A 22,758-nucleotide genomic window follows, 5' to 3' on the forward strand; every position below is an offset into this window, starting at 1 on the left:
GGGCACCCCGTGCTTGAGCCGCTCGATGAGCTCCGAACACGCCGCGAACGCCTCGGCCCGATGCGGAGCCACGGCGACCACCACCACCGCGACCTCGCCCACCGGCAGCACACCCACGCGGTGGACGGCCGAGACGCGGACCGTACGCCCGGAATCGGACGCCGAGGTGTGCTCGACCGCGACCTCGTCGCAGAGCCGGGCGAGAGTGTCCCGGGCCGTGGGGGGAGCGGAGTGTGACCTCGAGCTGCTCGAGAGCCGTACCCTCGACGGCCGGATCCAGGAGCTGATCTACCGGCCCACCCTGCACGCCCCACCCGGCTGACCACCCTGAAATGCAGACCAGGTCAGTGGCTCGGAAGCCACTGACCTGGTTGCTGAGCTCCCCCAATTGGACTCGAACCAATAACCCTTCGATTAACAGTCGAATGCTCTGCCAATTGAGCTATGGGGGATCACTGCTGGCGCCCGGCGGTGATGCCGGATACCGAGAACTCACCTTAGTGCGCCGCAGGCCGACGAACCAAATCGGCTGGTCAGGCGATATCCGGAGTAGCGCCGACCGCCTGGTTCAACAGGCCGCGCCGGTACTCCTCCAGAGCCACCAGATCACCGAACAACGCGGAATAACCCTCCGGGTCCTCGGCGGGGCTCATCCGCTGCACCTTGGACTTGAGGTCCGCGATCTGACCCGAGACCCACACCTCCTGCAGACGCGCCAGGACACCGGAGATGTAGCGGGGCAACGCCTCCTCGGACACGCGCAGCGTCTCCACCGCGAGGCTCCCGACCAGTCGGCGCAGCCCGTCGTCGCCCAGCCCCTCGGAGACCTCGGAGACCCAGTTCGCGCCGCTCTTGCCGGCCGCGCACCCCCCAGCCTTCGACAGCGCCTGCGCGATCGTGGCATAGGCGGGGTGGGTGTAGCACTCCTCCGGCAGCGAGTCGAAGAGCGGCCCGGCCAGCCCCGGGTACTGCAGGGCCGCCTTCACGGCCTCCCGCTGGGGCCACAGCACCGGGTCCGCGGCGGCGGGGATGGGCACGCCCGCCGGCACCTCCGGCGTCTGCGGAGCTGCGCGGCCGCCGGCCTCGTCGTCGTCGTATCCCCCACGTCCACGACCCGCGCCGCCCCCACGCTCGGCGGTGTCCCACCCCGGTCGGGCTCCCCCGCCCGGTCCACCGGGGGCACGCTTGCGCAACCCGGGACCCGACCCTGCCGACCGCGCGCGGCCCTTCTTGCGCGCCTCCTCGCGGACGCGGCGCACCACCGTCGCCGGGTCGTCCCAGCCGACCCAGCCGGCGAGCTGGCGAGCGTACTCGTCACGCAGCGTCGAATCGCGGATGTCCGCCACCACCGGCACCGTGCGACGCAGTGCCTCCACACGCCCCTCGGCGTGGTCGAGGTCGTAGTCCTCGAGCATCGAGCGGATCGCGAACTCGAACATCGGCACCCGCGCGGACACGAGATCCCGCACCGCCGCGTCGCCCTTGTTCTGACGCAGGTCGCACGGATCCGTCCCCGGCGGGGCCACCGCCACGAACGTCCGGCCGGAGAACTGCTGATCCCCCGAGAACGCCCGGAGCGCGGCCTTCTTGCCGGCCTCGTCACCGTCGAAGGTGTAGATGATCTCGCCGCGGAAGTAGTTGTCGTCCAACATCAGGCGCCTCAGCGTCGACAGGTGGTCCTCGCCGAACGCGGTGCCACACGCGGCGACCGCGGTCGTGACGCCGGCCGCGTGCATGGCCATGACGTCAGTGTACCCCTCGACCACGACCGCGCGGCGCTGCGAGGCGATCTCCCGCTTGGACAGGTCCAGACCGAAAAGCACCTGCGACTTCTTGTAGAGCATCGTCTCGGGCGTGTTCATGTACTTGCCCAGCGTGTCGTCCTCGAACAGCTTGCGCGCGCCGAACCCGATCACCTCACCGCCGAGATTGCGGATGGGCCACAGCAACCGGCGGTGGAAACGGTCGATGAGGGTGCCACGCGAACTCGTCTTGGACAGCCCGGCCGCCTCCAGCTCCTTGGGCTCGAACCCCTGGCGCATGAGGTGCTTGCTCATGGTGTCCCAGCCGGCGGGCGCGTATCCACAGCCGAAGTGCTGGGCCTGGGTCATGTCGAACCCGCGGTCGGTGAGGAAGGTGCGCGCCGTCTCCGCCTCCGGGTCCTGCGCCAACCGCTCGGCGTAGAACTTCTGCGCGGCCGCGTTGGCCTGCGCCAGCCGGGACCGCGTGCCGCGATCGCGCTGGATGACCTGCCCGCCACCCTCGTAGGAGATGCGGTAGCCCAGCCGGTCGGCCAGCTGCTCCACCGCCTCGACGAAGCTGATGTGCTCCATCTTCATGAGGAACGCGAAGACGTCGCCACCCTCACCCGTCGAGAAACAGTGGAAGTAGCCGTGCTGCGGACGCACGTGGAACGAGGGGGTCTTCTCGTCCTTGAACGGGGACAGCCCCTTGAGCGAGTCCGCGCCACCTGGTTTGAGCGCGACGTACTCGCCGACGATCTCCTCGATACGGGTGCGTTCGCGGATCGCGGCGATGTCCTGCTCCGGAATCCGCCCTGCCATGACGCCCAGAGTAGCCGCCTCCGGCGAGGACCGGCGTGCCCCCTGTTCGGGGCCGATACGCTGGGGCCATGATCGCCGCCCAACTCCCGCCCGCCGCCGCCCGGCGACCCCGTTCCCGGTTCAGCCAGGCCCCGGTGACAGCGCTCGCGACGGTGGTCGCGTTCCTGGCCTTCGCGCTGGTGTGGGCCGCCCCCGGCGCCTCCGCCGAGCCCCCGTCGAACCTGCAGCAGCAGCTCACCGACTCCGCGGGGGTCCTCGGCGGCGACACCCCCGAGGTGGAGAGCAGACTGGCCGAACTGCGCTCGACCGACCAGATCCAGCTGTGGGTGACGTTCGTCGACACCCTCGACGGCATCCCGGTCGAGCAGTGGACGCAGCAGACCCGGGAACTGTCCGACCTGGGCGCGTCCGACGCACTGCTCGTGGTGGCCGTGGACGAGGGCAGGTACTGGTTCGAGTTCGACGACCCCGAGGCCTCGCCCACTGCCGATCAGCTGACCGCGCAAGAGATCGCCGACCGCGACATCGAACCGCGCCTCGCCGCCGGCGACTGGGCCGGCGCCGTCACCGGCGCGGCCGACGGGCTCGAACGCCAGGGCTCCGGCTCGGAGATCTCGCCGTTCGCCATCCTGGCCATCATCGTGGTGATCATCGCCCTCGTCGCGGCCGTGGTCCTGTTCGCCCGCCGGCGCCGCGCCACGCGGACGGCCAGGCAGGCCGAGGACGCCCGCGACATCCCCGGCGACGACACCGCCCGAATGTCCGCCCTGCCGGTGGAGGTCCTCGACGCGCGCGCCCGCTCCGGGTTGGCCGATGCCGACCAGTCGGTGGACGCCTCCACGGACGCCCTCGAGACCGCCGCAGGCGAGTTCGGCGAGCTGCGTACCCGGCCGTTCCGCTCCGCGCTCGACTCGGCACGAGCCGAGGTCGCCGCCGCGCACGCACTCGTCCAGCGGCTCGACGACGACATCCCCGAGACGCCCGACCAGCGCAAGGCCATGCTGCTCGAGGTGGCCGCCCGCGCCGAACGCGCCGAACGCGGCCTCGAGGGACAGGCCACGGCCTTCGCCGAGATGCGCGACCTGCTCATCAACGGCGCCGCCTCCGTCGACACGCTCACCCGCCGCGCGGTCTCCCTGCGCGCCCGGCTCCCCGAGGCCGAGAAGACCATGGCGGACCTGCGCGAGCGGTTCCCGTCGGCCGTGCTCTCCTCCATCTCCGACAACCTCTCGCTGGCCGGTGAACTGCTCGACGCCGCGGAAGGCGAGACCGTCCGCGCCCGCGCGGCACTGGCCCGGCCGGTGGGCGAACAGGGCGAGGCCGTGGACGCCATCACCTCCGCCGAAGGCGAGCTGTCCCGGGCCGAGAAGCTGGTCAACGGCGTCGAACACGCCGCCGACGACATCGCGACCGCGCGCCGCGACCTCGACCCGCTGATCGAGGAGGTCGAGGAGGAACTGACCATGGCCTCGCGGCTGCTGGCGTCGACCGACGTCAGTGACACCTCCAGCCAGACCCTCACGCAGGTGGCCGCCGCGGCGCGCGAGGCGGTCGACGCGGCCCGCCGCGACGGTCAGACCGATCCGCTGGGGACCTTCTCCCACCTCATCGACGTGGACCGCGACCTCGACGAGGCCCTGGCCGCCGCCGGGCACGAGGCCGAGGCCGCCAACCGCGCCCGTGCCGCCCGCCGGGCCGCGATCACCCGCGCCGCGGGGGCGGTCCGCGAGGCCGACGACTTCATCGGCAGCCGCTCGTACGTGATCGGCCAGGCCGCCCGCACGCGCCTCGCGGCCGCGAAGAGCTCGCTGGCGACCGCCGAGGGCACGGTCGGCCCGGCCGCGTTCCCTGCCGCCGAGCGCGCGCTCAACCTCGCCCGCGAGGCGCTCCGTCTCGCGCAGAGCGACGCCTCCCGGCCCCAGTACTCCGGCGGCTACGGCGGGTACGGCGGCCGGGGCGGCCCGTACGGACGCGGCGGACGGCGCGGGTCCAACACCGGCGCGATGGTCGGCGGCATGGTCGCCGGCGCGCTCATCCAGGGGATGCTCCGCGGCGGCGGTGGCGGTTTCGGATCCGCCCGCGGCTTCGGCGGCGGCGGCCTCGGTGGCGGATTCGGCGGTGGCTTCGGAGGCGGTGGCGGCGGCTTCGGCGGTGGCGGCGCGGGCGGGCGGTTCTGACCCCATGACACGTCGTCGGAAAGTTCTCATCGCGGTGGTCGCGGTGGTCGCGCTCCTCGTCGCAGCCGTGGTCGCGGTGGGCGTCTGGTACCGGCCGATGCTGCTCACCGGCACCGGGTACGCCGCCCACAACGCCTGCGCCCTGCACTACCTCGTGGGCCGCGAGGACTACGACACCGACCTCCCGCCCAATCCGCTGGTGCCCGTCATGCGGACATCGGTCGACGAGGAGGCCGGGACCGCGACCGCCTCGGTGCTGGGGGTGGGCTTCCGGCAGACCGCCCACGTCTCCGAGCACGGCTGTGCCCTCGGTGACCGCGCGGCGGGATCGCAGGGCAGTGAGCCGCCCCCGCCGCTGCGCGGGGATGGCCCTCAGGGCATCCGCCTGGCAGAGGCGTCCGACGCACCGGACGAGGTCTCGTCGGCACTGGATGAGGCCGCGGCGCAGGAGGGGACGCGGGGCCTCGTCGTCGTCCATCGCGGCGAGATCCTCGGCGAGCGGTACGCCGACGGTTTCGGCCCCGACACCCGCCAGCTCGGCTGGTCCATGGCCAAGAGCGTCGCCGCCACCCTGGTGGGGCGCGCGCAGGTCGAGTTCCGCGACGCCGACCTCGACCCCGCCACCACCGGCCTGCGCCCCGAATGGACCGACGAGCGGTCGCAGATCTCGCTGGACCACCTGCTGCGCATGACCTCCGGCCTCGACTGGGACGAGGAGTACGACCTGGGCACACCCATCACCCGGATGCTGTTCCTCGAACCCGACATGGCCGCCTTCGCCGCCTCCCAACCGGCCGCCCACGCCCCCGGCGAGTTCCGCCAGTACTCGTCCGGCACGAGCAACATCGTCTGCGACCTGCTGCACGAACGCACCGGGCTGGGGCCGGAGATGGCCGCGGAACTGCTCTTCCGCCCGCTCGGGATGCGCAGCGCCGTCCTCGAGGCCGACGCCTCGGGCGGGTCGGTGTGTAGTTCGTACCTGTGGGCGAGCCCGCGCGACTGGGCGCGGTTCGGTCAGTTCGTGCTCGACGACGGCGAGGTGGACGGACAGCGGCTGCTGCCCGCGGGGTGGATGGATTACGCGACGACCGGGGTCCCGGCGGGCGGCGAGCCCGAACCGTACGGCGCCCAGTGGTGGCTGAACACGGCCGGTGACGGGACCCCGCTCCGGTTCACGGACATGCCGACCGACGCGTTCTGGGCCTCCGGGCACGACGGGCAGTACGTCGTGGTGGTCCCCTCGGCCGATCTCGTGGTGGTCCGCACCGGCTTCTCCCCCGGCTCGACCCTCGACGCGGTGGGCGTGGACCGGCTGGTCGGCGAGGTCGTGCGCGCGGTCGGTTGACGGGCGCCGAGGGCGGGCGGCTCAGCCCCAGGCGGCCTGGATGCCGGCGCTCGCCCGGTCGACCCGCTCGAGCCGGCTCTCGGTGTACAGGGCGATCTGGTCGACGATCACCCGCATCCGCGCGGCGTCGTCCGGCGCCGAATCCCACAGCGGGCGGAGGACCGGGTCGAGGCCCGCGGGCGCGGACTGGGCGAGGAACTCCGCCACCCGATGGATCCGGTCCCGCTGGCGGTCCTGCCGGAGGCGGTGGCCGGGGTCGCTCATGACGTAGCGCACCGCCATCGTCTTGAGCATCACCACCTCGGCCTCGACTTCCACCGGCACCTCGAGACCCGCGCTGTAGCGGCCGTGCGGCCTGGCCCCGTGCACCTCGCGGGTGGCGTGGATGGCGGGCATGACGAACCGGCCCACCAGCTCACTGGTCAGGGCCTTGAGCGCCACGAACCCGGTGAAGCTCTCGGAGAACGGCTGCACGGCGCGGACCACCTCGAGCGCACCGAGACGCCCGGCGGCCTGCTCCAGCTGATCGGCGTCCGGACCGCGGAACTCCTCCGCGCCCAGTTCCGCGAGCGCCGCGACCTCCGACCGGTCGGACAGCGAGCGCAGGTCCAGCCGGCCGGCGACGATCGCGTCTTCGACATCGTGGACCGAATAGGCAACGTCGTCGGAGAAGTCCATGATCTGGGCCTCGAGGCACCGGGTGTCCCCGGGAGCGCCCTGCCGGATCCACGCGAGGGTGTCCGCGTCATCGGCGTAGGCGCCGAACTTCCGCGTCCCCTCCCGCGGCAGCCACGGGTACTTGGTGGCCGCGTCCAGCGCGGCGCGGGTGAGGTTCAACCCCACCCCACGGCCGGAGGCGTCGACGACCTTGGGCTCGAGCCGCGACAGGATCCGTACGGTCTGAGCGTTGCCCTCGTAGCCGCCGAACCCGCGCGCGACCTCGTCCAGCGCCCGCTCGCCGTTGTGGCCGTAGGGCGGGTGTCCGATGTCGTGGCTCAGGCCCGCCAGGTCCGCCAGGTCCGGGTCGCTCCCCAGCCCGGCCGCGATACTGCGGGAGATCTGGGCGACCTCGAGCGAATGGGTGAGGCGGGTCCGCGGGGTGTCGCCGTCCCCGGGGCCGACCACCTGGGTCTTGTCGGCGAGTCGGCGCAATGCGGCCGAATGCAGGACGCGGGCGCGGTCCCGGTCGAACGGGCTGCGTTCGCTCGCCTTCCCGCGGGCGCGGCCGGAACCCTCGTCGACCCGGCGCTCGGCGTCCGCGGCGTCGTACGCGTATCCCGTCATCCACTTCTCCTCCGGGCGTCACCGCCCCGTCATCCCTGCGGCAGGCCGCATCCGCACGCGCGACCCGCCCCGGCGGTTCAGTCCGGGAAGTCCACACTGCTCCCGGCGAGCCGGTGGTACTGGTACCAGAGCACCGCGCCCGTCTCCCGGATGATCCCCATGATCTGGTTCTCCCGGGTCCACACCGCCGGCCCGTGGCGGGTCGGCGAGGTCCACGCGTCCAGCCCCGCGTCCCGCGCCATCATGCGCGAGCGATACGAGTGCGTGGGGTCGCTGACCAGCACCACCGACTGCCCGCCCTGGTCGCGCACGGTCTGGGCCGCGGCGTCCAGACTGCCCTCGGTGTTGGTCCCGGTCTCCACCGCCAGGATCACCTCCGGGGGCACGCCGAGGCGGGTCAGATAGGCCCGCCCCGACCCGGCCTCCGTGTACAGGTCACCCGGCTGGCTACCACCGACCGTGATGACCTGGGGCGCGACCCCCTCCTCGAAGAGCAGGGCCGCGTGCTCCAGCCGGGCCTGGAACACGGGGGTGGGGATGCCGTTGTACTGCGCCGCGCCCAGCACCACGATCGCGTCGGCCGGAGATCGATCGTCGACACGCGCCACGGACCACACCCGGAACGAGATGAATCCGGGTATGACCAGGCACAACAGCAGTGCGATGGACAGGAGCCAGCCGACGGCCCTGGACACCGCACGGAGCGGGGACCGGGTTGTTCTTCTCACCCGACCAGTGTGCCAGGGGAGTCCGTCAGCACCCGATCAGGCGCTGGGCGAGGTACCCCTCGACCTGGTCGATCGCCACGCGCTCCTGCGCCATGGTGTCGCGCTCACGGATGGTCACGGCCTGGTCCTCGAGGGTGTCGAAGTCGACCGTGATGCAGAACGGGGTGCCGATCTCGTCGTGGCGGCGGTAGCGGCGGCCGATGGCCTGGGCGTCGTCGAAGTCGACGTTCCAGTTCTTGCGCAGCTGGGCGGCCAGATCACGGGCCTTGGGCGACAGGTCCGCGTTGCGCGACAGCGGCAGCACCGCGGCCTTGACCGGCGCGAGCCGGCGGTCGAGCTTGAGCACCGTCCGGGTGTCCACCCCGCCCTTGGCGTTGGGCGCCTCGTCCTCCGTGTAGGCGTCCACGAGGAACGCCATGAGCGAGCGGGTCAGGCCGAAGCTCGGCTCGATGACGTAGGGGATGTACTTCTCGCCCGAGGCCTGGTCGAAGTACTGCAGGTCCTCACCGGAGTGGGTCTGGTGCTGCGTGAGGTCGTAGTCCGTGCGGTTGGCGATACCCATGAGCTCGCCCCACTCGTTGCCGGAGAACCCGAACTTGTACTCGAAGTCGATCGTGCCCGCCGAGTAGTGGGCGCGCTCGTCCTCCGGGACGTCGAAGCGACGCAGGTTCTGCGGGTCGATCCCCAGGTCCACGAACCAGTCCCAGCAGTCCTCGACCCACGTCGTGAAGTGCTCGTCCGCCTCGTCGGGCTTGACGAAGTACTCGATCTCCATCTGCTCGAACTCGCGGGTGCGGAAGATGAAATTGCCGGGGGTGATCTCGTTGCGGAACGCCTTGCCGATCTGGCCGATACCGAACGGCGGCTTGCGACGCGCGGTGGTCATGACGTTCTTGTAGTTGATGAAGATGCCCTGCGCGGTCTCCGGACGCAGGTAGTGCAGGCCGGTCTCGTTGTCCACGGGGCCGAGGAAGGTCTTCATCAGGCCCGAGAACAGCTGGGGCTCGGTCCACTGGCCCTTGTTCCCACAGTTGGGACAGGCGATCTCCGACATCGGCGCCTCGGACGGATGATCCAGCTTCTTCTTGGCGGCGTACGCCTCCTGGAGATGGTCCTGACGCAGCCGGGTGTGGCAGGACCTGCACTCGACCAGGGGGTCGGTGAACGTCTCGACGTGGCCGGAGGCCTGCCACACCTGGCGGGGCAGGATGATCGACGAGTCCAGGCCCACCACGTCGTCCCGGCCGGTGACGAAGTTGCGCCACCACTGCTTCTTGATGTTGTCCTTGAGCTCCACACCCAGGGGGCCGTAGTCCCACGCCGAGCGCGTACCGCCGTAGATCTCGCCACATTGGTACACCAGTCCTCGGCGCTTGCAGAGGTTGACGACGGTGTCGATGACGGAAGCTGAGGCTGCCACGTCGGGGGTTCTCCCTTGGTGAGTCGGTTGGCGGAGGCGTCGGCTGGACCACCTCGGCGCGGGCCGGCGCCCGGGCACTTTCACCAGGGTATCCGGTCGGGCCCCCGGGTCTGGGATACTGGGGTCCCCTACCCGATACGACGCCGGCGGCGACCGAGCCCGGGAGCGAGCCCGGAAGGTGGAGACGATGCACAGCGGACCCCGATCGACCGGATCCGACCCGGTCACGGACGTCCACGACGCCGACCACCGGGCCTCCCCGGTCCCCCTGCCGCCCGAGCGGGTGGTGTCCGCGGCCGGAGAACTGCTCCGGGCCCTGTCCGCCCCGCTGCGTATCGCGATCGTGCTGCAGCTACGGGACGGCCCCCGGTGCGTGCACGAGTTGGTCGACGCACTCGGCGTCACCCAGCCGCTGGTCAGTCAGCACCTGCGCATCCTCAAGTCCTCCGGCGTGGTCTCCTCCCACCGGCAGGGTCGGGAAATGCGCTACGAACTGTTGGACGAGCATCTGCTCGACATCGTCGAGGCGGCCGTCGGGCACGCCGGAGAGCAGTAGATCCATGACGACACCGGACAAGCCGATCGGCGTGCGGTCGACCCGACAGCGCAGCGCGATCTCCGCTCTGCTCGACGAGTCCAAGGGCTTCCGTTCCGCCCAGGACCTGCACGCCGAACTCCGTGAGCGCGGGGACACGATCGGGCTAACGACGGTGTACCGGACCCTGCAGTCGATGGCCGACGCGGAGGCCGTCGACGTGCTGCGGACCGACTCCGGGGAGCTCATCTTCCGCAAGTGCTCCGACTCGCACCACCATCACCTGGTGTGCCGCGTCTGCGGGTTCACCGTGGAGGTCGAGGAGCCGGGGGTCGAGGTGTGGGCCCATCGCGCGGGCCGGGCTCACGGGTTCACCGACGTCAGCCACACCGTCGAGCTGTTCGGCCTGTGCGCGGAGTGCGCGGCGGGCCAGGCGGGCTGACTGACCGGGCGTCCGAGTGTCAGGGGCTGGTGACGCCGCCGAAGCGCCGGTCACGCTCGGCGTACTCCAGGCACGCCGCCCACAGGTCGCGGCGGTCGAAGTCCGGGAACAGCGTGTCCTGGAAGACGAACTCGGCGTAGGCGGCCTGCCACAGCATGAAGTTGGACGTGCGCAGCTCCCCGGACGGCCGCAGGAACAGGTCCACGTCCGGCATGTCCGGCTCGTCGAGGAACTGGGAGAAGTTGTCCTCCGTCAGGTCGTCGGGCGAGAGCTCGCCGGCGGCCACGCGGCGGGCGAAGTCCCGGGCGGCGTCGACGATCTCGGCGCGGCCCCCGTAGTTCACGCACATGGCCAGGGTCATGACCGTGTTGTCGCGGGTGAGCTCCTCGGCCTCCTCGAGTTCCGAGATGACCGACCGCCACAGCCGGGGCCGCTGCCCCGCCCACCGGACCCGCACGCCCAGCGAGTGCATCTCGTCCCGGCGGCGGCGCAGGACGTCCCGGTTGAAGCCCATGAGGAACCGGACCTCCTCGGGACTGCGCTTCCAGTTCTCGGTCGAGAAGGCATAGGCGGACAGGTACGGGATGCCCATCTCGATGCAGCCCTGCACGACGTCCATGAGCACGGCCTCGCCGCGCTTGTGCCCCTCGGTGCGGGGCAGACCGCGCTCCTGTGCCCAGCGGCCGTTGCCGTCCATGACCAGCGCGACGTGGCGGGGCACGAACTCGGCCGGAATGGCCGGCGGGCGGGCACCCGACTCGTGCGGGGTGGGTGGCCGGACCGTGGTCGCCCGCGGGGCGGGACGCTTACGAAATCTGGGTAGTCCGGGCACGGGACTCCTCTACTAGCTCGACGGGGCCGACCGTGCCGCGGTCGACCAGGGGCAGGCTGCGCAGGTCTCGTTCGAGATGCCACTGCAGGTGCGCGGCGGCGATGCCGGAGGCCTGCCGCACGACAGCGGGCGAGGACACCCCGACGGCGTCCCACTCCCCCGCCAGCAGCGCGGACAGGTGCTCGGCGACACCGGGTGAGAGCATCGCGCATCCCTGCGGGCGGCAGTGCACGCACACGGTCCCGCCGGACGCGACGTGGAAGGCCCGGTGCGGGCCCACCACGCCGCAACGCACGCAGCAGTCCAGGACGGGCTCCCAGCCGGAGGCGGACATGGCGCGCAGGAGGAACGCGTCGGCGACCAGGCCCGGCTCGCGGCGGTGCTCGGCCAGGGAGCGCAGGGCGTTCACGGCGAGGCCGAGCAGCCGCGGGGTGGGCGCCCCCTCCTCGCCCGCGAGGCGCTCGGCGGTCTCCAGGACCACGCACCCGGAGGTGTACGCCGGGTAGTCCGCCACCAGCGGACGAGCCAGGGACTCACGACTGCTGGCCTGGCGGACGGTCCCGAGCCCACTGCGACCACGGCCCGGGGCGATCTGCACCTCCACCACCGCGAACGGCTCGAGGCTCGCGCCCATCCGGGACCGGGTGCGGCGTACGGCCCGGGCGACGGCGCGGACGAGCCCGTGCCGCTCGGTCAGCAGGGTGACGATCCGGTCGGCTTCCCCGAGGTCGTAGGTGCGCACGACGAGGCCCGTGTCGGTGAAGGGATGCATCCGGGCCTCCTTCCGGGGCGATGTCCGGGCGGGCGCGCACGCGGGTGCGTGCGCGCTCAGGTGTCCAGTGTCCCACGGGCCAGGAGCCGTGGAGAGGCTAGAAGCCCAGGCGTCCCAGCATCTTGGGGTCGCGCTGCCACTCCTTGAGGACCTTGACGTGCAGGTCGAGGTAGACCTTGGTGCCGAGCAACTTCTCGATGCCGGCCCGGGCGGTGGTGCCGACCTCGCGCATCCGCGAGCCGCCCTTGCCCAGGACGATCGACTTCTGGCTCTGTCGTTCCACGTACACGGTGGCGTGGACGTCCACCATGTCGTCGCGGCCCTCGTGCGGCAGGATCTCCTCGATCGACACGGCGATCGAGTGGGGCAGCTCGTCGCGGACGCCCTCGAGGGCCGCCTCGCGGATGAGCTCGGCCATGCGGCTCTCGTCGGACTCCTCGGTGATGATGTCGTCGGGGTAGAACTGGGGCCCCTCGGGCAGCAGGGTCGCGATGACGTCGGCCACCACGTCGACCTGCTCGCCGGACGCGGCCGACACCGGGACGACCTCCGAGTCCGGTCCGAGGAACGTCGATACGGCCACGAGCTGCTCCATGACCTTCTTCTTGGAGACGGTGTCGATCTTGGTCACCAGCCCGAGCACCGGCGTGGTGGGGCACAGCTTGCGGACCTGCTCGAGGATCCAGCGGTCCCCGGGGCCGATGCGCTCCCCGGCGGGGATGCACAAGCCGATGAGGTCGACATCGGAGTAGGTGTCCTCGACCAGCGCGTTGAGCCGCTCGCCGAGCAGGGTGCGGGGGCGGTGCAGTCCGGGGGTGTCGACCAGGATGATCTGGGCGTCCGGCCGGTGCACGATCCCGCGGATCGCGTGCCGTGTGGTCTGCGGCCGCGAGGAGGTGATGGCGATCTTCTCCCCCACGAGCGCGTTGGTCAGGGTGGACTTGCCCGTGTTGGGTCGGCCCACGAAGCTGACGAACCCGCTACGGAAGTTCTCGGGAGTGCTCATCGGTTGTCCTCGCGCTGGGGGTCGTCGTCGTTGTCGTCGTTCTTCTCGGTCCGCTCGGCCACGACGGTGACCACCTTGACCCGTCCGCGCCGGTCGTGGCCGCCCTCGGCGCGCAGGTCGAGCCCGGTGGACACGACGTGCGCGCCGGGCAGCGGGACGCGCCCGAGCTCCAGGGCGAGCAACCCGCCCAGGGTCTCGACCTCCTCGGTCACCTCGTCGGCGAACTCGACGTCCAACAGCTCGGCCACCTCGTCCAGCCCGAGCCGGGCGGACAGGCGGTAGCGTCCGTCGCCGAGGTCCTCGACGGGCGGCACCTCGGTGGTGTCGTACTCGTCGACGATCTCCCCGACGATCTCCTCGAGGATGTCCTCGATGGAGACCAGCCCGGCGGTCCCGCCGTACTCGTCGACGAGGATCGCCAGGTGGTTGTGGTCCCGCTGCATCTCGCTCAGCAGGTCGTCGATCCGCTTGGCGTCGGGCACGAACACCGCGGGGCGCATCACGTCGGCCACCGGGGCGGCGCGCCCGTCCGGGTCGTCGAGCCGGGCGACGATGTCGCGCAGGTAGACGACGCCCACCACGTCGTCGGAGTTGTCCCCGTCGACCACCGGGATACGCGAGTACCCGGACTTCACAGTGAGTCGCGCGGCCTGGCCGACCGTCTTGTCCGACTCGATCCACACCATCTCGGTGCGCGGGGTCATCACTTCGCGCGCGGTGGTGTCACCGAGTTCGAATACGGACTGGATCATGCGGGACTCGTCGTCGGCCACGACCCCGCGTTCGCGGGCCATGTCGACGATCTCGAGCAGCTCGATCTCGGAGGCGAAGGGACCGTTGCGGAAGCCGCCGCCGGGGGTGACGGCGTTGCCCAGGCCGACGAGCAGGGTGGCGACGGGGCCCAGGACGAACCCGGTCACGGTCAGCGGGGTCGCGGCGCCCAGGGCGAGGGAGTAGGCGTGTTGTCGGCCGAGGGTGCGGGGTCCGACCCCGGCCACGATGTAGGCGGCGACGGTGGTCACCACGACGGCGACGGCCAGCGCCCAGCCCGTGGAGTCGATGAGGTCGTTGAACACGACGGTGAACAACACCGCCGCGGCCACCAGGCTCAGCATGTGGAGCAGGACGATGACATTGATGTACCGCGGCCGGGTGGCGAGCATCTTCGACAACCGCGTCGCGCCGTGACGGTTCTCCTTGGCCATCTCCTCGACGCGGGCCACCGAGACCGTGCTCAGGGCGGCGTCGAGGGCGGCGAACAGTCCGGCGACGGGGATGAGCACCACGGCCGCGACGGCCGTGAGGATGGTGGTGTCCACGTCTCAGGCGTCCACTCTCGGGGACTCGTCTCGGTGGTCGTACCACTCGCCCAGCAGTTCGTTCTGGAGGCCGAACATCTCCCGCTCCTCGGCGGGCTCCGCGTGGTCGTACCCCAGCAGGTGCAGGCACCCGTGGACGGTGAGCAGCGCGAGCTCGTGCGCGAGGGGATGGCCGGAGCTGGCGGCCTGGTCGGCGGCGAACGCCGGGCACAGGACGATGTCGCCGAGCATCGCCGGTCCGGGTTCGGGCAGGTCGGGGCGGCCTCCGGGCGTGAGCTCGTCCATGGGGAAGCTCATGACGTCGGTGGGGCCGGGCAGGTTCATCCACGTCACGTGGAGATCGGCCATCGTGTCCTTGTCGACGAGGGTGATCGACAGTTCGGCGGCCGGGTGGACGTCCATCCGGGCGATCACGAACGCGGCCACGTCGATGAGTTCTGCCTCGTCGACCTCCACGCCCGACTCGTTGGCGACCTCGATGCTCATCGGCGGCGCTGCTCCCTGTTCTTGTGGATGGTGGGTCGCTCGCCTCGTTCGAGGCGCGCTTCGTGCTTGGCGTAGGCGTCGACGATCCGCCCGACCAGCGCGTGACGGATGACGTCGCGGGAGGTCAGTTCGGAGAAGTGGATGTCGTCGACCCCGGTGAGGATGTCGCGGACGACCTTCAGGCCCGAGCGCTGCCCGCCGGGGAGGTCGATCTGCGTGATGTCCCCGGTCACGACGATCTTCGAGCCGAAGCCGAGCCTCGTGAGGAACATCTTCATCTGCTCGGGCGTGGTGTTCTGCGCCTCGTCGAGGATGATGAACGAGTCGTTGAGCGTCCGCCCGCGCATGTACGCCAGCGGCGCCACCTCGATCACCCCGGCCGCCATGAGCTTCGGGATGGCCTCGGGGTCCATCATGTCGTGCAGCGAGTCGTACAGCGGCCGCAGGTACGGGTCGATCTTCTCGTGCAGGGTGCCGGGCAGGTAGCCCAGGCGTTCACCGGCCTCGACCGCGGGCCGGGTGAGGATGATGCGGCTGACCTCCTTGGCGCGGAGCGCGGCGACGGCCTTGGCCATGGCGAGGTAGGTCTTGCCGGTGCCGGCGGGGCCCAGTCCGAACACGATCGTGTGGTCGTCGATGGCGTCGACATACCGCTTCTGGCCGAGGGTCTTGGGCCGGATCATCCCGCCGCGGCGGGACAGGACGTCGGTGCCGAGCACCTCCTCGGGCGTGAGCGGCCCCGAGTCGGCGAGGATCTCCACCGAGCGCCGCACCGAGGCGGGGGTGATCTCCACTCCCCTGCGGGCCTGCCGCAGCAGGTCGGACACGACGCGGGAGGCACGGTCCACGTGGGGCGGATCGCCCGAGATGGTCATGGTGCCGCCCCGCACGTGCAGGTCCGCGTCGAGCAGGTCCTCGAGTGCGCGGAGGTTGGCGTCGGCGGTGCCGAGCACCGCCATCGCCAGGTCCGGGTCCAGCTGGACGGCCGTGCGGGCGGTGGAGTCGCCCGTGTCGCGTCGGACGCCACCGGTGTCGGTGGCCGTGGCGGGATCCCGGTCGTTCCCGGTGGGACGGTCGTTTCCGGTGGCGCTGTCGTTTCCTGCGGTGCTTACGTGGATCACTTCCCGTGTCATGGTGAGGTTGGATCGAGTGTAGACCCCGCGGGCGACCATCTCGGTGTGAGAACGCCGAGTGCGGCCAGCGCCACGGTGGCGGCGGTGGAGGTGCGGAGCACCTCCGGGCCCAGGACGACGGGCCGGGCGCCTGCCGCGGTCAGCGCGTCGAGTTCGGCGTCGGAGACCCCGCCCTCGGGGCCGACGACGACGAGGACCCGTGTCGCCGGCGGGCCCGCGGTGACCGCGTCGGCGAAACCGGCGGCGCCGTCCTCGTGCAGGACGAGTGCGCGGGCGCCGGCGTCGACCTCGGAGGCGACCAGGGCGGCGAGGGCGGTCGAGTCGACGAGGTCGCCGATCTCGGGCTCCCACGCCCGCCGCGACTGCTTGGCCGCGGCGCGGGCGGCGTTGGTCCACTTGGTGCGGCCCTTGTCGACTTTGGGGCCGGTCCAGCGGCTCACGCAGCGGTCGGCCTGCCACGGCACGATCCGGTCGGCTCCGGCCTCGGTGGCCAGTTCGACCGCCAGCTCGGACCGCTCGGACTTGGGCAGGGCCTGCACGACGGTGACCTCCGGGGTGGGGCGTGGGACGTCGACCCGGGTGACGACCTCCGCCTCGACCCTGCCGGGGCTCGTCGTCATCACCACACAGTCCGCCACCACTCCCCGACCGTCACCGACCCGGACGGCCTCTCCCACCCGGACGCGGAGCGCGGATCCGGCGTGTCGGCCCTCCGGCCCGTCGAGCACCAGTGTCTCGCCGACACCGGGGACCGTCCCGGCCCGGAACAACGACGGGGTCACGGGCGCCTCAGTGCCCCGCGACGGCGTCGCGCAGGCGGGAGAACAGGCCACCGCGGCGGGCGGTGTCCTCGTTGACGACCTCGGCCGAGTCGCCGTCGAGGCGGCGCAGCTGCTCGACCAGGTCGCGGCGCTTGCGGTCCAGCTTCTCCGGGACCACGACCTCCATGTGGACCGTGAGGTCGCCGGCGCCGCCGCCGCGCACGCGGGGCATCCCACGGCCGGTCAGCGTGACGGTGTGACCGGGCTGGGTACCGGACGGGATGTCGATCGTCAGGGGCTCGCCCACGACGGTCTCGAGTTCGACCTCGCCACCCAGCATGGCGTCGACGACGGGCACGCGGACGGTGCAGTGCAGGTCCTCGCCGTCGCGGACGAACACCGGGTGGTTGCGCTCGTTGACCTCGATGTACAGGTCGCCGGCGGGACCGCCACCGGGACCGACCTCACCCTGCCCGGACAGGCGGATGCGCATGCCGCCGCCGACGCCGGCGGGGATCTTGGCCGAGACGGTGCGGCGCTTGCGGACGCGGCCCTGGCCGGTGCACTCACCGCACGGGTCGGTGATGATCTCGCCGGTGCCCGCGCAGGTGGGGCACGGGCGGCTGGTCATGATGTTGCCGAGCAGCGACCGCTGGACGGACTGGATCTCGCCCTGGCCCTGACACATGCCACACGTGGCCGGCGGCGTGTCCGTGGCCGACCCCTTGCCGTGGCACTTCTCGCACAGCACGGCGGTGTCGACCTGGATCTCCTTGGTCACTCCGGTGGCGCACTCGTCCAGGCCCAGGGTCACGCGGATGAGGGCGTCCGAGCCGGGCTGCACGCGGCTGCGCGGACCGCGGCCGCCGCCGCCTCCCCCGCCGCCGCCGAAGAAGGCCTCGAACACGTCACCGAGGCCGCCGCTGCCGAAGCCACCACCGAAGCCGCCGCCGCCGCCGTAACCGGCGCCGGGCGAGGAGTCCAGCGGGTCGCCGCCCATGTCGACGACCCGGCGCTTCTCGGGGTCGGTGAGCACCTCGTAGATCGCGGTGATCTCACTGAACTTCTCACGCGCCTCGTCCGACGGGTTGACGTCGGGGTGGAGCTCCCGGGCGAGCTTGCGGTAGGCGCGCTTGATCTCGGATTCCGAGGCGCCCCTATCGACCCCGAGGGTCCCGTAGTAGTCGCGTGACACGTGTGGCCTTTCGTCGAGAGGAAGATCTGGCTCCGGGAAGGAGCGTACGGACGTCAGCGCCCGGTGATGAGCTCGCCCACGTAGTGGGCAACAGCGGCGACCGAGGCGATTGTTCCCGGGTAGTCCATCCGTGTGGGCCCGAGCACCCCCATCCCACCGAATGTCTGGCCCTCCGCCCCGTACTGGGAGGACACCACGGAGGCGCCGCGGATCTCGGCGGCCTGGGTCTCCGCCCCGATCTGGACGGTGACACCCCCCGGCCCTCCCCGGCCCACCGAGTGGGCCGCGGTGAGCAGGCGAAGGATCACGACCTGTTCCTCGAGCGCCTCGAGGACCGAGCGCAGGGAGCCGTCGAAGTCGGCGGCGCTGCGGGTGAGGTTGGCCGTGCCGCCCAGGACGATCCGATCGTCGGGGTGTTCGACGAGCGTGCCGACCAGGACCGTGACGCAGCGCTCGACCGCGTCGCGGATCTCGGGACGGGCCCGGTCGCCCGTGGAGGTCAGGGCCTCGGAGGCGTCGGGCAGGCGTTTGTCGGCGACGGCCTCCGACAGCAGGGTCCGCAGTTCCGCGAGGAGCTCGTCGGTCAACGGCGCAGCCAGTTCCACCGTCCGCTGGTCGACGCGGCCGGTGTCGGTGATGAGGACCAGCAGCAGGCGGGTGGGGCTCAGGCTCACCACCTCGAGGTGGCGCACCGTGGAGCGACCGAGGACCGGGTACTGGACGACGGCGACCTGACGGGTGAGCTGGGACAGCAGCCGTGCGGCCCGCCGGAGGACGTCGTCCAGGTCGACGGCGCCCTCGAGGAAGGCCTGGATCGCCCGGCGTTCCGCGCGCGACAGTGGGGTGATCTCCTCGATGGAGTCGACGAAGTGTCGGTAGCCCTTCTCCGTGGGGACCCGACCGGAACTGGTGTGGGGTTGGACGATGAACCCCTCGGCCTCGAGCACGGCCATGTCGTTGCGGATGGTGGCGCTGGACACGCCCAGTGAGTGCCGGTCGACGAGGGCCTTGGACCCGACCGGTTCGTGGGAGGCGATGTAGTCGGAGACGATCGCGCGTAAGACGTCGGTCCTACGATCGGCCGTACTCGACATGCTCGCTCCTCCCTGTCCTCGTCGTGGCGATTCTATGCCACTCCCCGGGCCGACGGTTCAGACGAGGACGTCGCGCACGACCCCGTCGGCCAACAACCGGCCCGCCTCGGTGAGCGCGTAACCGGGGCCCGCGGGATCGCCGGCCGACCGTCGCCGGAGCAGTCCGGCCGCCACCTGGGTGTCGGCGCGGATCCGCTCGTCGGCGGTGAAGGCGCCGTCGTCGAGCCCCTCGGCCAGGCGGAGCCCGGTCATGATGCGCTCGATGTGGCGGTCGGTGTCGGTGAGGAGTTCCCCGCCGTCCACGGGCAGCCGGCCCGCGTCGCACTCGGCGGCGTAGCGGGCGGGATGCTTGACGTTCCACCACCGGGCCCCGGCGACGTGCGAGTGCGCGCCCGGCCCGATGCCCCACCAGTCGCCGCCGCGCCAGTAACCCATGTTGTGGCGGCAGTATCCCGAGGAGTCGGTGGCGAAGTTGGAGACCTCGTACCAGTGGAACCCGGCACGGGCCAGACGCTCGGCCACCTGCTCGTAGCGGTCGGCCAGGACGTCGTCGATCGTGCCCGGCATCTCACCGCGGCGGATGCGGCGGGCCAGCGCGGTACCGTCCTCCACGATCAGCGAGTAGGCGGAGACGTGGTCGACCCCGGCGTCGACGACCGCGTCGAGCGTCCGCGCCAGGTCGTCGTCCGTCTCCCCCGGGGTGCCGTAGATGACGTCGAGGTTGACGTGCTCGAACCCGGCCCGCAGGGCCTCGGCCACCGCCTCCTGCGGGCGTCCGGGGGTGTGGGTCCGGTCGAGGACGCGCAGAACGTGGGCGGCCGTCGACTGCATGCCCAGGGAGATGCGGGTGAACCCGCCCTCACGCAACCGGGCGAAGAACTCCGGCGAGGTGGACTCCGGGTTGCTCTCGGTGGTGACCTCCGCACCGGGTGCCAGTCCGAAGGTCGAGTCGATACGCTCGAGCAGGCCCACGAGGACGTCCGCGCCGACCAGCGACGGGGTGCCGCCGCCGATGAAGACCGTGTCGACCTGCGGGGGCGTGCCCGTCGCGGCCAGGGCCTGTGCGGCCCGGTCGATCTCGACGGCCGCGGCCCGTTCCCAGTCGACCGGGGAGGTCGCCGAGCCGAGTTCGCCGGCGGTGTAGGTGTTGAAATCGCAGTATCCGCACCGGGTGGAGCAGAACGGCACGTGGAGGTAGATGCCGAATGGCGCCCGCGGATCGCGGGTCGGGGGCGCGCTCGCCAGGGTGGCGGGGTCGTGGGGCGCGGCGGTCACACCTGACCGGTCTGGGTGTCCGATGAGGTCTCATCTCCAGTCGGGTCCGGGGCGGGCAGGGTCTCGATCGGCGGGGTCGGCGTCGCCGAGATCTCGTCGTCGCCAAGGACTGTAGCCGCGGGCGCGCTGTAGGTCGGTGCCTGGGCGGCATCATCGGGGGTACCCGGTCCCGCGGGTGTGGAGCTCGTCGGCTCGGACTTCGTCGGCTCGGACTTCGTCGGCTTGGACCCCGTCGGCTTCGCCGCCCGCTTCTGCTGCGAACCCGCCTTGGCCGGGGCCTTCTTCGCGGCCGCCTTCTTGGCCGGAGCCTTCTTCGCGGCCGCCTTCTTGGCCGGAGCCTTCTTGGCCGGAGCCTTCTTCGCGGGCGCCTTCTTGGCCGGCGCCGTCGTGGCACCCGCCTCTCCGGCGGCGGGCCGCAAGGCCGCGTCCGCGCCGGTCCCGGCCTGCGTGGCCTCCCGGGTCGAAGCGCGCTCGCGCCCGGTCACCGTCGTGGCCTTGGACCCCGATTTCGCCGACTCTTTGGACGCCTGGCGGGCAGCACTGCGCTGCTCCTTGCGCTGCTGCGCCAACTCGCCCGCCGATTTGCGCGCGGCGGTGGGGGTGCCGCTCTTCTCCCGCTCCTCCGCCGCGACCACGAACTCCGCCAGGGCGTCCTCGACCGCGTTCGCCAACGGCCAGGGATCCGGGACGAGGTCACGACACCCGATGAACCCGAAGTGCAGACTGCCGTCCAGCGACATCACGGTGCAGTTGAGGCCTGCGCCGTGGAAGACCGGGCCCAGGGGCAGCATCTTCTCGATCTTCGCGCCGAGGAAGTACAGCGGGAAGTTGGGGCCGGGCACGTTCGAGATGACGAGGTTGTGCACCACGGGGTGACGCTCGGACAGCCGGAGTCGCGAATACATGCGGACCGCGGAGCCGAACACCGAGGGTGCCGCGAACTGCGCCCAGTCGGTGAGCAGGTTGGCGTCCAGTGCGTCGGTGTGGTCCTTGGCGACGGTGTTGGCGTCGCGGATCGCCTCGAGCCGACCGACCGGGTCGTCGATGTCGGTGGCCAGGGACATGAACATGCCCGAGACACGATTGGTGCCGGGGCGCGACTCCGCGGCGTGCACCGACATGGGGACCATGGCGATGAGCGGCTTGCGCGGCAGTGCGTCCCGGTCGTCGAGGTACTTGCGCAGGGCGGTCGAACAGACGGCGAGCACCACGTCGTTGACCGTGGTGCCGAACGCGTTCTTGACCCGCTTGATGTCCGCCAGGTCCACGCTCGCGTAGGAGATCGACCGGTGTCCGGTGATCGTGCGGTTGAACGGGGTGCGCGGGGCGGTGAACGGCGCGGGCATCGCCAGTCCCTTGCGGGCGCGGTTGATCCACGAGGGGAGCACCCCGACCGTCCCCGGCAACAGGGAGGCGAGTCGCCACGGCGTGGCCAGGCGCGACAGAGCGCCCCCGACGGCGAGTTCCAGGGCGCCGGATCCACCGGCGGTCTCCTCGACCAGCTCCTCGTCGAGCTCCGGCTCGTCCGGGGAGAGGGTGCACAGCTGCGAGAGCATGTTGGCGCCGGTGACGCCGTCGACGGTCGAGTGGTGCATCTTGGCGAAGACCGCCACCCGGCCGTCCGGCAGTCCCTCGATGACGTACATCTGCCACAGCGGCATCGACCGGTCGATCGGCTGACTGCCCAGGTGGGCGCACAGTTCGGCGAGCTCGTGGTCCCCGCCGGGCTCCGGTATACCGACGCGGTGGAGGTGGTGGTCGATGTCGAAGTCCTCGGCCTCGACCCACACCGGATGGTCCACGTTGAGCAGCGAGTCGTGCAACTTGCGCCGGAACGGTGGCATGGCGGTGATCCGACGTCGGAGCTCGGTTCGCAGGGCCTCGAAGGAGTACCCGTCCTCCATCCCGGAGACGTCCAGGACGATCAGCCCGCACACGTGCAGGAGCTGGGACCTGGTCTCGAAGTAGAGGAAACTGGCATCGAGCCCACTCAAGCGCTGCATGTCGAGGAGTGTACGGCCGGACGGCGCCGCGTGGCGGTGGTTGGAATTCCGCGGCGATCGCGGAAATCCTGCCGTGGAACGGGGGTCAGAGCACCTCTACGAGGACCCATGCGATCACGACGAGCGCGATCAGCAGGACCAGGGCGAGTGTCACACGCGACCGGGGCATCAACGGACCTCCTTCCGGGTCTCGACGGTCCTCGGGGCGACGAGCGCCCGGAACCGGTGGACGAGGACATCCGCGGCCTTCTCGACCGCCACCGCGACGAGGAAGAACAGCGGGAGCCCCATCACGAGCAGGATCATCACCTGCAACGGGAACGGCAGGGTGGCGAGCCAGAGCTCGACTCTGTCCCAGAACTGCAGGAACGCCGTCACGTCCCGATC

General features: G+C 71.4%; 19 protein-coding genes, 1 tRNA gene and 3 pseudogenes. 5 read left to right on the top strand and 18 right to left on the bottom strand.

The window, feature by feature from the left end; genetic code table 11:
- A pseudogene (locus AYO52_RS16035) lies at window positions 1-168 on the bottom strand (molybdenum cofactor biosynthesis protein MoaE); the annotation flags it as partial.
- A 52-nt stretch (window positions 169-220) separates the two neighbouring features.
- On the opposite strand from AYO52_RS16035, the pseudogene AYO52_RS19045 reads away from it, so the two are divergent.
- Window positions 221-322, top strand: a pseudogene (locus AYO52_RS19045) (deaminase); the annotation flags it as partial.
- 57 nt (window positions 323-379) lie between these two features.
- Here the strand turns inward: AYO52_RS19045 and AYO52_RS16040 are convergent.
- Both AYO52_RS16040 and dnaG read right to left on the bottom strand, forming a co-directional pair.
- Window positions 380-452: transfer RNA gene (locus tag AYO52_RS16040), tRNA-Asn, on the bottom strand.
- Between the two features lie 81 nt (window positions 453-533).
- A complete protein-coding gene (dnaG, locus tag AYO52_RS16045) occupies window positions 534-2,564 on the bottom strand; it encodes a DNA primase (protein WP_067719591.1) in 2,031 nt (676 codons plus the stop codon).
- A 68-nt stretch (window positions 2,565-2,632) separates the two neighbouring features.
- Between dnaG and AYO52_RS19215 the strand changes: the two genes are divergently transcribed.
- Window positions 2,633-4,741, top strand: a complete 2,109-nt coding sequence (locus AYO52_RS19215) for a YgcG family protein (protein WP_067719594.1) — start codon at window positions 2,633-2,635, stop codon at window positions 4,739-4,741.
- Between the two features lie 4 nt (window positions 4,742-4,745).
- Window positions 4,746-6,086, top strand: a complete 1,341-nt coding sequence (locus AYO52_RS16055) for a serine hydrolase (RefSeq protein ID WP_067719914.1) — start codon at window positions 4,746-4,748, stop codon at window positions 6,084-6,086.
- 21 nt (window positions 6,087-6,107) lie between these two features.
- Here AYO52_RS16055 and AYO52_RS16060 read toward each other — a convergent pair whose 3' ends face one another.
- The 3 genes from AYO52_RS16060 to AYO52_RS16070 form a co-directional block, all read right to left on the bottom strand.
- The gene (locus AYO52_RS16060) at window positions 6,108-7,370 is read right to left on the bottom strand and encodes a deoxyguanosinetriphosphate triphosphohydrolase (RefSeq protein WP_067719597.1); all 1,263 of its coding nucleotides are present in this window, start codon (window positions 7,368-7,370) and stop codon (window positions 6,108-6,110) included.
- A gap of 77 nt (window positions 7,371-7,447) precedes the next feature.
- On the bottom strand, window positions 7,448-8,065 hold the full coding sequence (locus tag AYO52_RS16065) for a YdcF family protein (protein WP_067719600.1): 618 nt from the start codon (window positions 8,063-8,065) through the stop codon (window positions 7,448-7,450).
- 58 nt (window positions 8,066-8,123) lie between these two features.
- Window positions 8,124-9,518 carry a glycine--tRNA ligase gene (locus AYO52_RS16070; RefSeq protein WP_067719603.1) on the bottom strand — a complete coding sequence of 465 codons (1,395 nt, stop codon included), beginning with the start codon at window positions 9,516-9,518 and terminating at the stop codon, window positions 8,124-8,126.
- Between the two features lie 187 nt (window positions 9,519-9,705).
- Between AYO52_RS16070 and AYO52_RS16075 the strand changes: the two genes are divergently transcribed.
- Complete coding sequence (locus AYO52_RS16075) at window positions 9,706-10,074, top strand: helix-turn-helix transcriptional regulator (protein WP_067719606.1); 369 nt, start codon at window positions 9,706-9,708, stop codon at window positions 10,072-10,074.
- A gap of 4 nt (window positions 10,075-10,078) precedes the next feature.
- Complete coding sequence (locus AYO52_RS16080) at window positions 10,079-10,495, top strand: Fur family transcriptional regulator (protein WP_067719609.1); 417 nt, start codon at window positions 10,079-10,081, stop codon at window positions 10,493-10,495.
- 19 nt (window positions 10,496-10,514) lie between these two features.
- On the opposite strand, the gene AYO52_RS16085 is transcribed toward AYO52_RS16080, so the two are convergent.
- From AYO52_RS16085 to AYO52_RS16140, 12 genes and pseudogenes are all read right to left on the bottom strand, one after another.
- Window positions 10,515-11,327 carry an isoprenyl transferase gene (locus tag AYO52_RS16085; RefSeq protein WP_067719612.1) on the bottom strand — a complete coding sequence of 271 codons (813 nt, stop codon included), beginning with the start codon at window positions 11,325-11,327 and terminating at the stop codon, window positions 10,515-10,517.
- Window positions 11,302-12,099 carry a DNA repair protein RecO gene (recO, locus tag AYO52_RS16090; RefSeq protein ID WP_067719615.1) on the bottom strand — a complete coding sequence of 266 codons (798 nt, stop codon included), beginning with the start codon at window positions 12,097-12,099 and terminating at the stop codon, window positions 11,302-11,304. The genes AYO52_RS16085 and recO overlap by 26 nt, the downstream gene beginning before the upstream one ends.
- Window positions 12,100-12,196: 97 nt before the next feature.
- On the bottom strand, window positions 12,197-13,105 hold the full coding sequence (gene era, locus AYO52_RS16095; protein ID WP_067719628.1) for a GTPase Era: 909 nt from the start codon (window positions 13,103-13,105) through the stop codon (window positions 12,197-12,199).
- The gene (locus tag AYO52_RS16100; RefSeq protein WP_067719631.1) at window positions 13,102-14,424 is read right to left on the bottom strand and encodes a hemolysin family protein; all 1,323 of its coding nucleotides are present in this window, start codon (window positions 14,422-14,424) and stop codon (window positions 13,102-13,104) included. The genes era and AYO52_RS16100 overlap by 4 nt, the downstream gene beginning before the upstream one ends.
- Window positions 14,425-14,427: 3 nt before the next feature.
- Window positions 14,428-14,910 carry an rRNA maturation RNase YbeY gene (ybeY, locus tag AYO52_RS16105; protein WP_007626431.1) on the bottom strand — a complete coding sequence of 161 codons (483 nt, stop codon included), beginning with the start codon at window positions 14,908-14,910 and terminating at the stop codon, window positions 14,428-14,430.
- Window positions 14,907-16,043, bottom strand: a complete 1,137-nt coding sequence (locus tag AYO52_RS16110) for a PhoH family protein (RefSeq protein ID WP_253702255.1) — start codon at window positions 16,041-16,043, stop codon at window positions 14,907-14,909. Before AYO52_RS16110 ends, ybeY begins: the two co-directional genes overlap by 4 nt.
- Window positions 16,040-16,825 carry a 16S rRNA (uracil(1498)-N(3))-methyltransferase gene (locus tag AYO52_RS16115; protein ID WP_067719635.1) on the bottom strand — a complete coding sequence of 262 codons (786 nt, stop codon included), beginning with the start codon at window positions 16,823-16,825 and terminating at the stop codon, window positions 16,040-16,042. The genes AYO52_RS16110 and AYO52_RS16115 overlap by 4 nt, the downstream gene beginning before the upstream one ends.
- Window positions 16,826-16,832: 7 nt before the next feature.
- The gene (dnaJ, locus tag AYO52_RS16120) at window positions 16,833-17,999 is read right to left on the bottom strand and encodes a molecular chaperone DnaJ (protein WP_067719637.1); all 1,167 of its coding nucleotides are present in this window, start codon (window positions 17,997-17,999) and stop codon (window positions 16,833-16,835) included.
- Between the two features lie 53 nt (window positions 18,000-18,052).
- On the bottom strand, window positions 18,053-19,093 hold the full coding sequence (gene hrcA, locus AYO52_RS16125; protein ID WP_067719640.1) for a heat-inducible transcriptional repressor HrcA: 1,041 nt from the start codon (window positions 19,091-19,093) through the stop codon (window positions 18,053-18,055).
- A gap of 57 nt (window positions 19,094-19,150) precedes the next feature.
- Complete coding sequence (gene hemW / locus AYO52_RS16130; RefSeq protein ID WP_253702270.1) at window positions 19,151-20,338, bottom strand: radical SAM family heme chaperone HemW; 1,188 nt, start codon at window positions 20,336-20,338, stop codon at window positions 19,151-19,153.
- A 644-nt stretch (window positions 20,339-20,982) separates the two neighbouring features.
- Window positions 20,983-22,371, bottom strand: a pseudogene (locus AYO52_RS16135) (wax ester/triacylglycerol synthase family O-acyltransferase); the annotation flags it as partial.
- 168 nt (window positions 22,372-22,539) lie between these two features.
- Entirely contained in the window at window positions 22,540-22,749 is a 210-nt protein-coding gene (locus AYO52_RS16140) for a hypothetical protein (RefSeq protein ID WP_067719646.1), read from the bottom strand.
- Window positions 22,750-22,758: the final 9 nt, after the last annotated feature.

It is taken from the genome of Dietzia sp. 111N12-1 (genome assembly GCF_001658045.1).
GTDB lineage: Bacteria > Actinomycetota > Actinomycetes > Mycobacteriales > Mycobacteriaceae > Dietzia > Dietzia kunjamensis.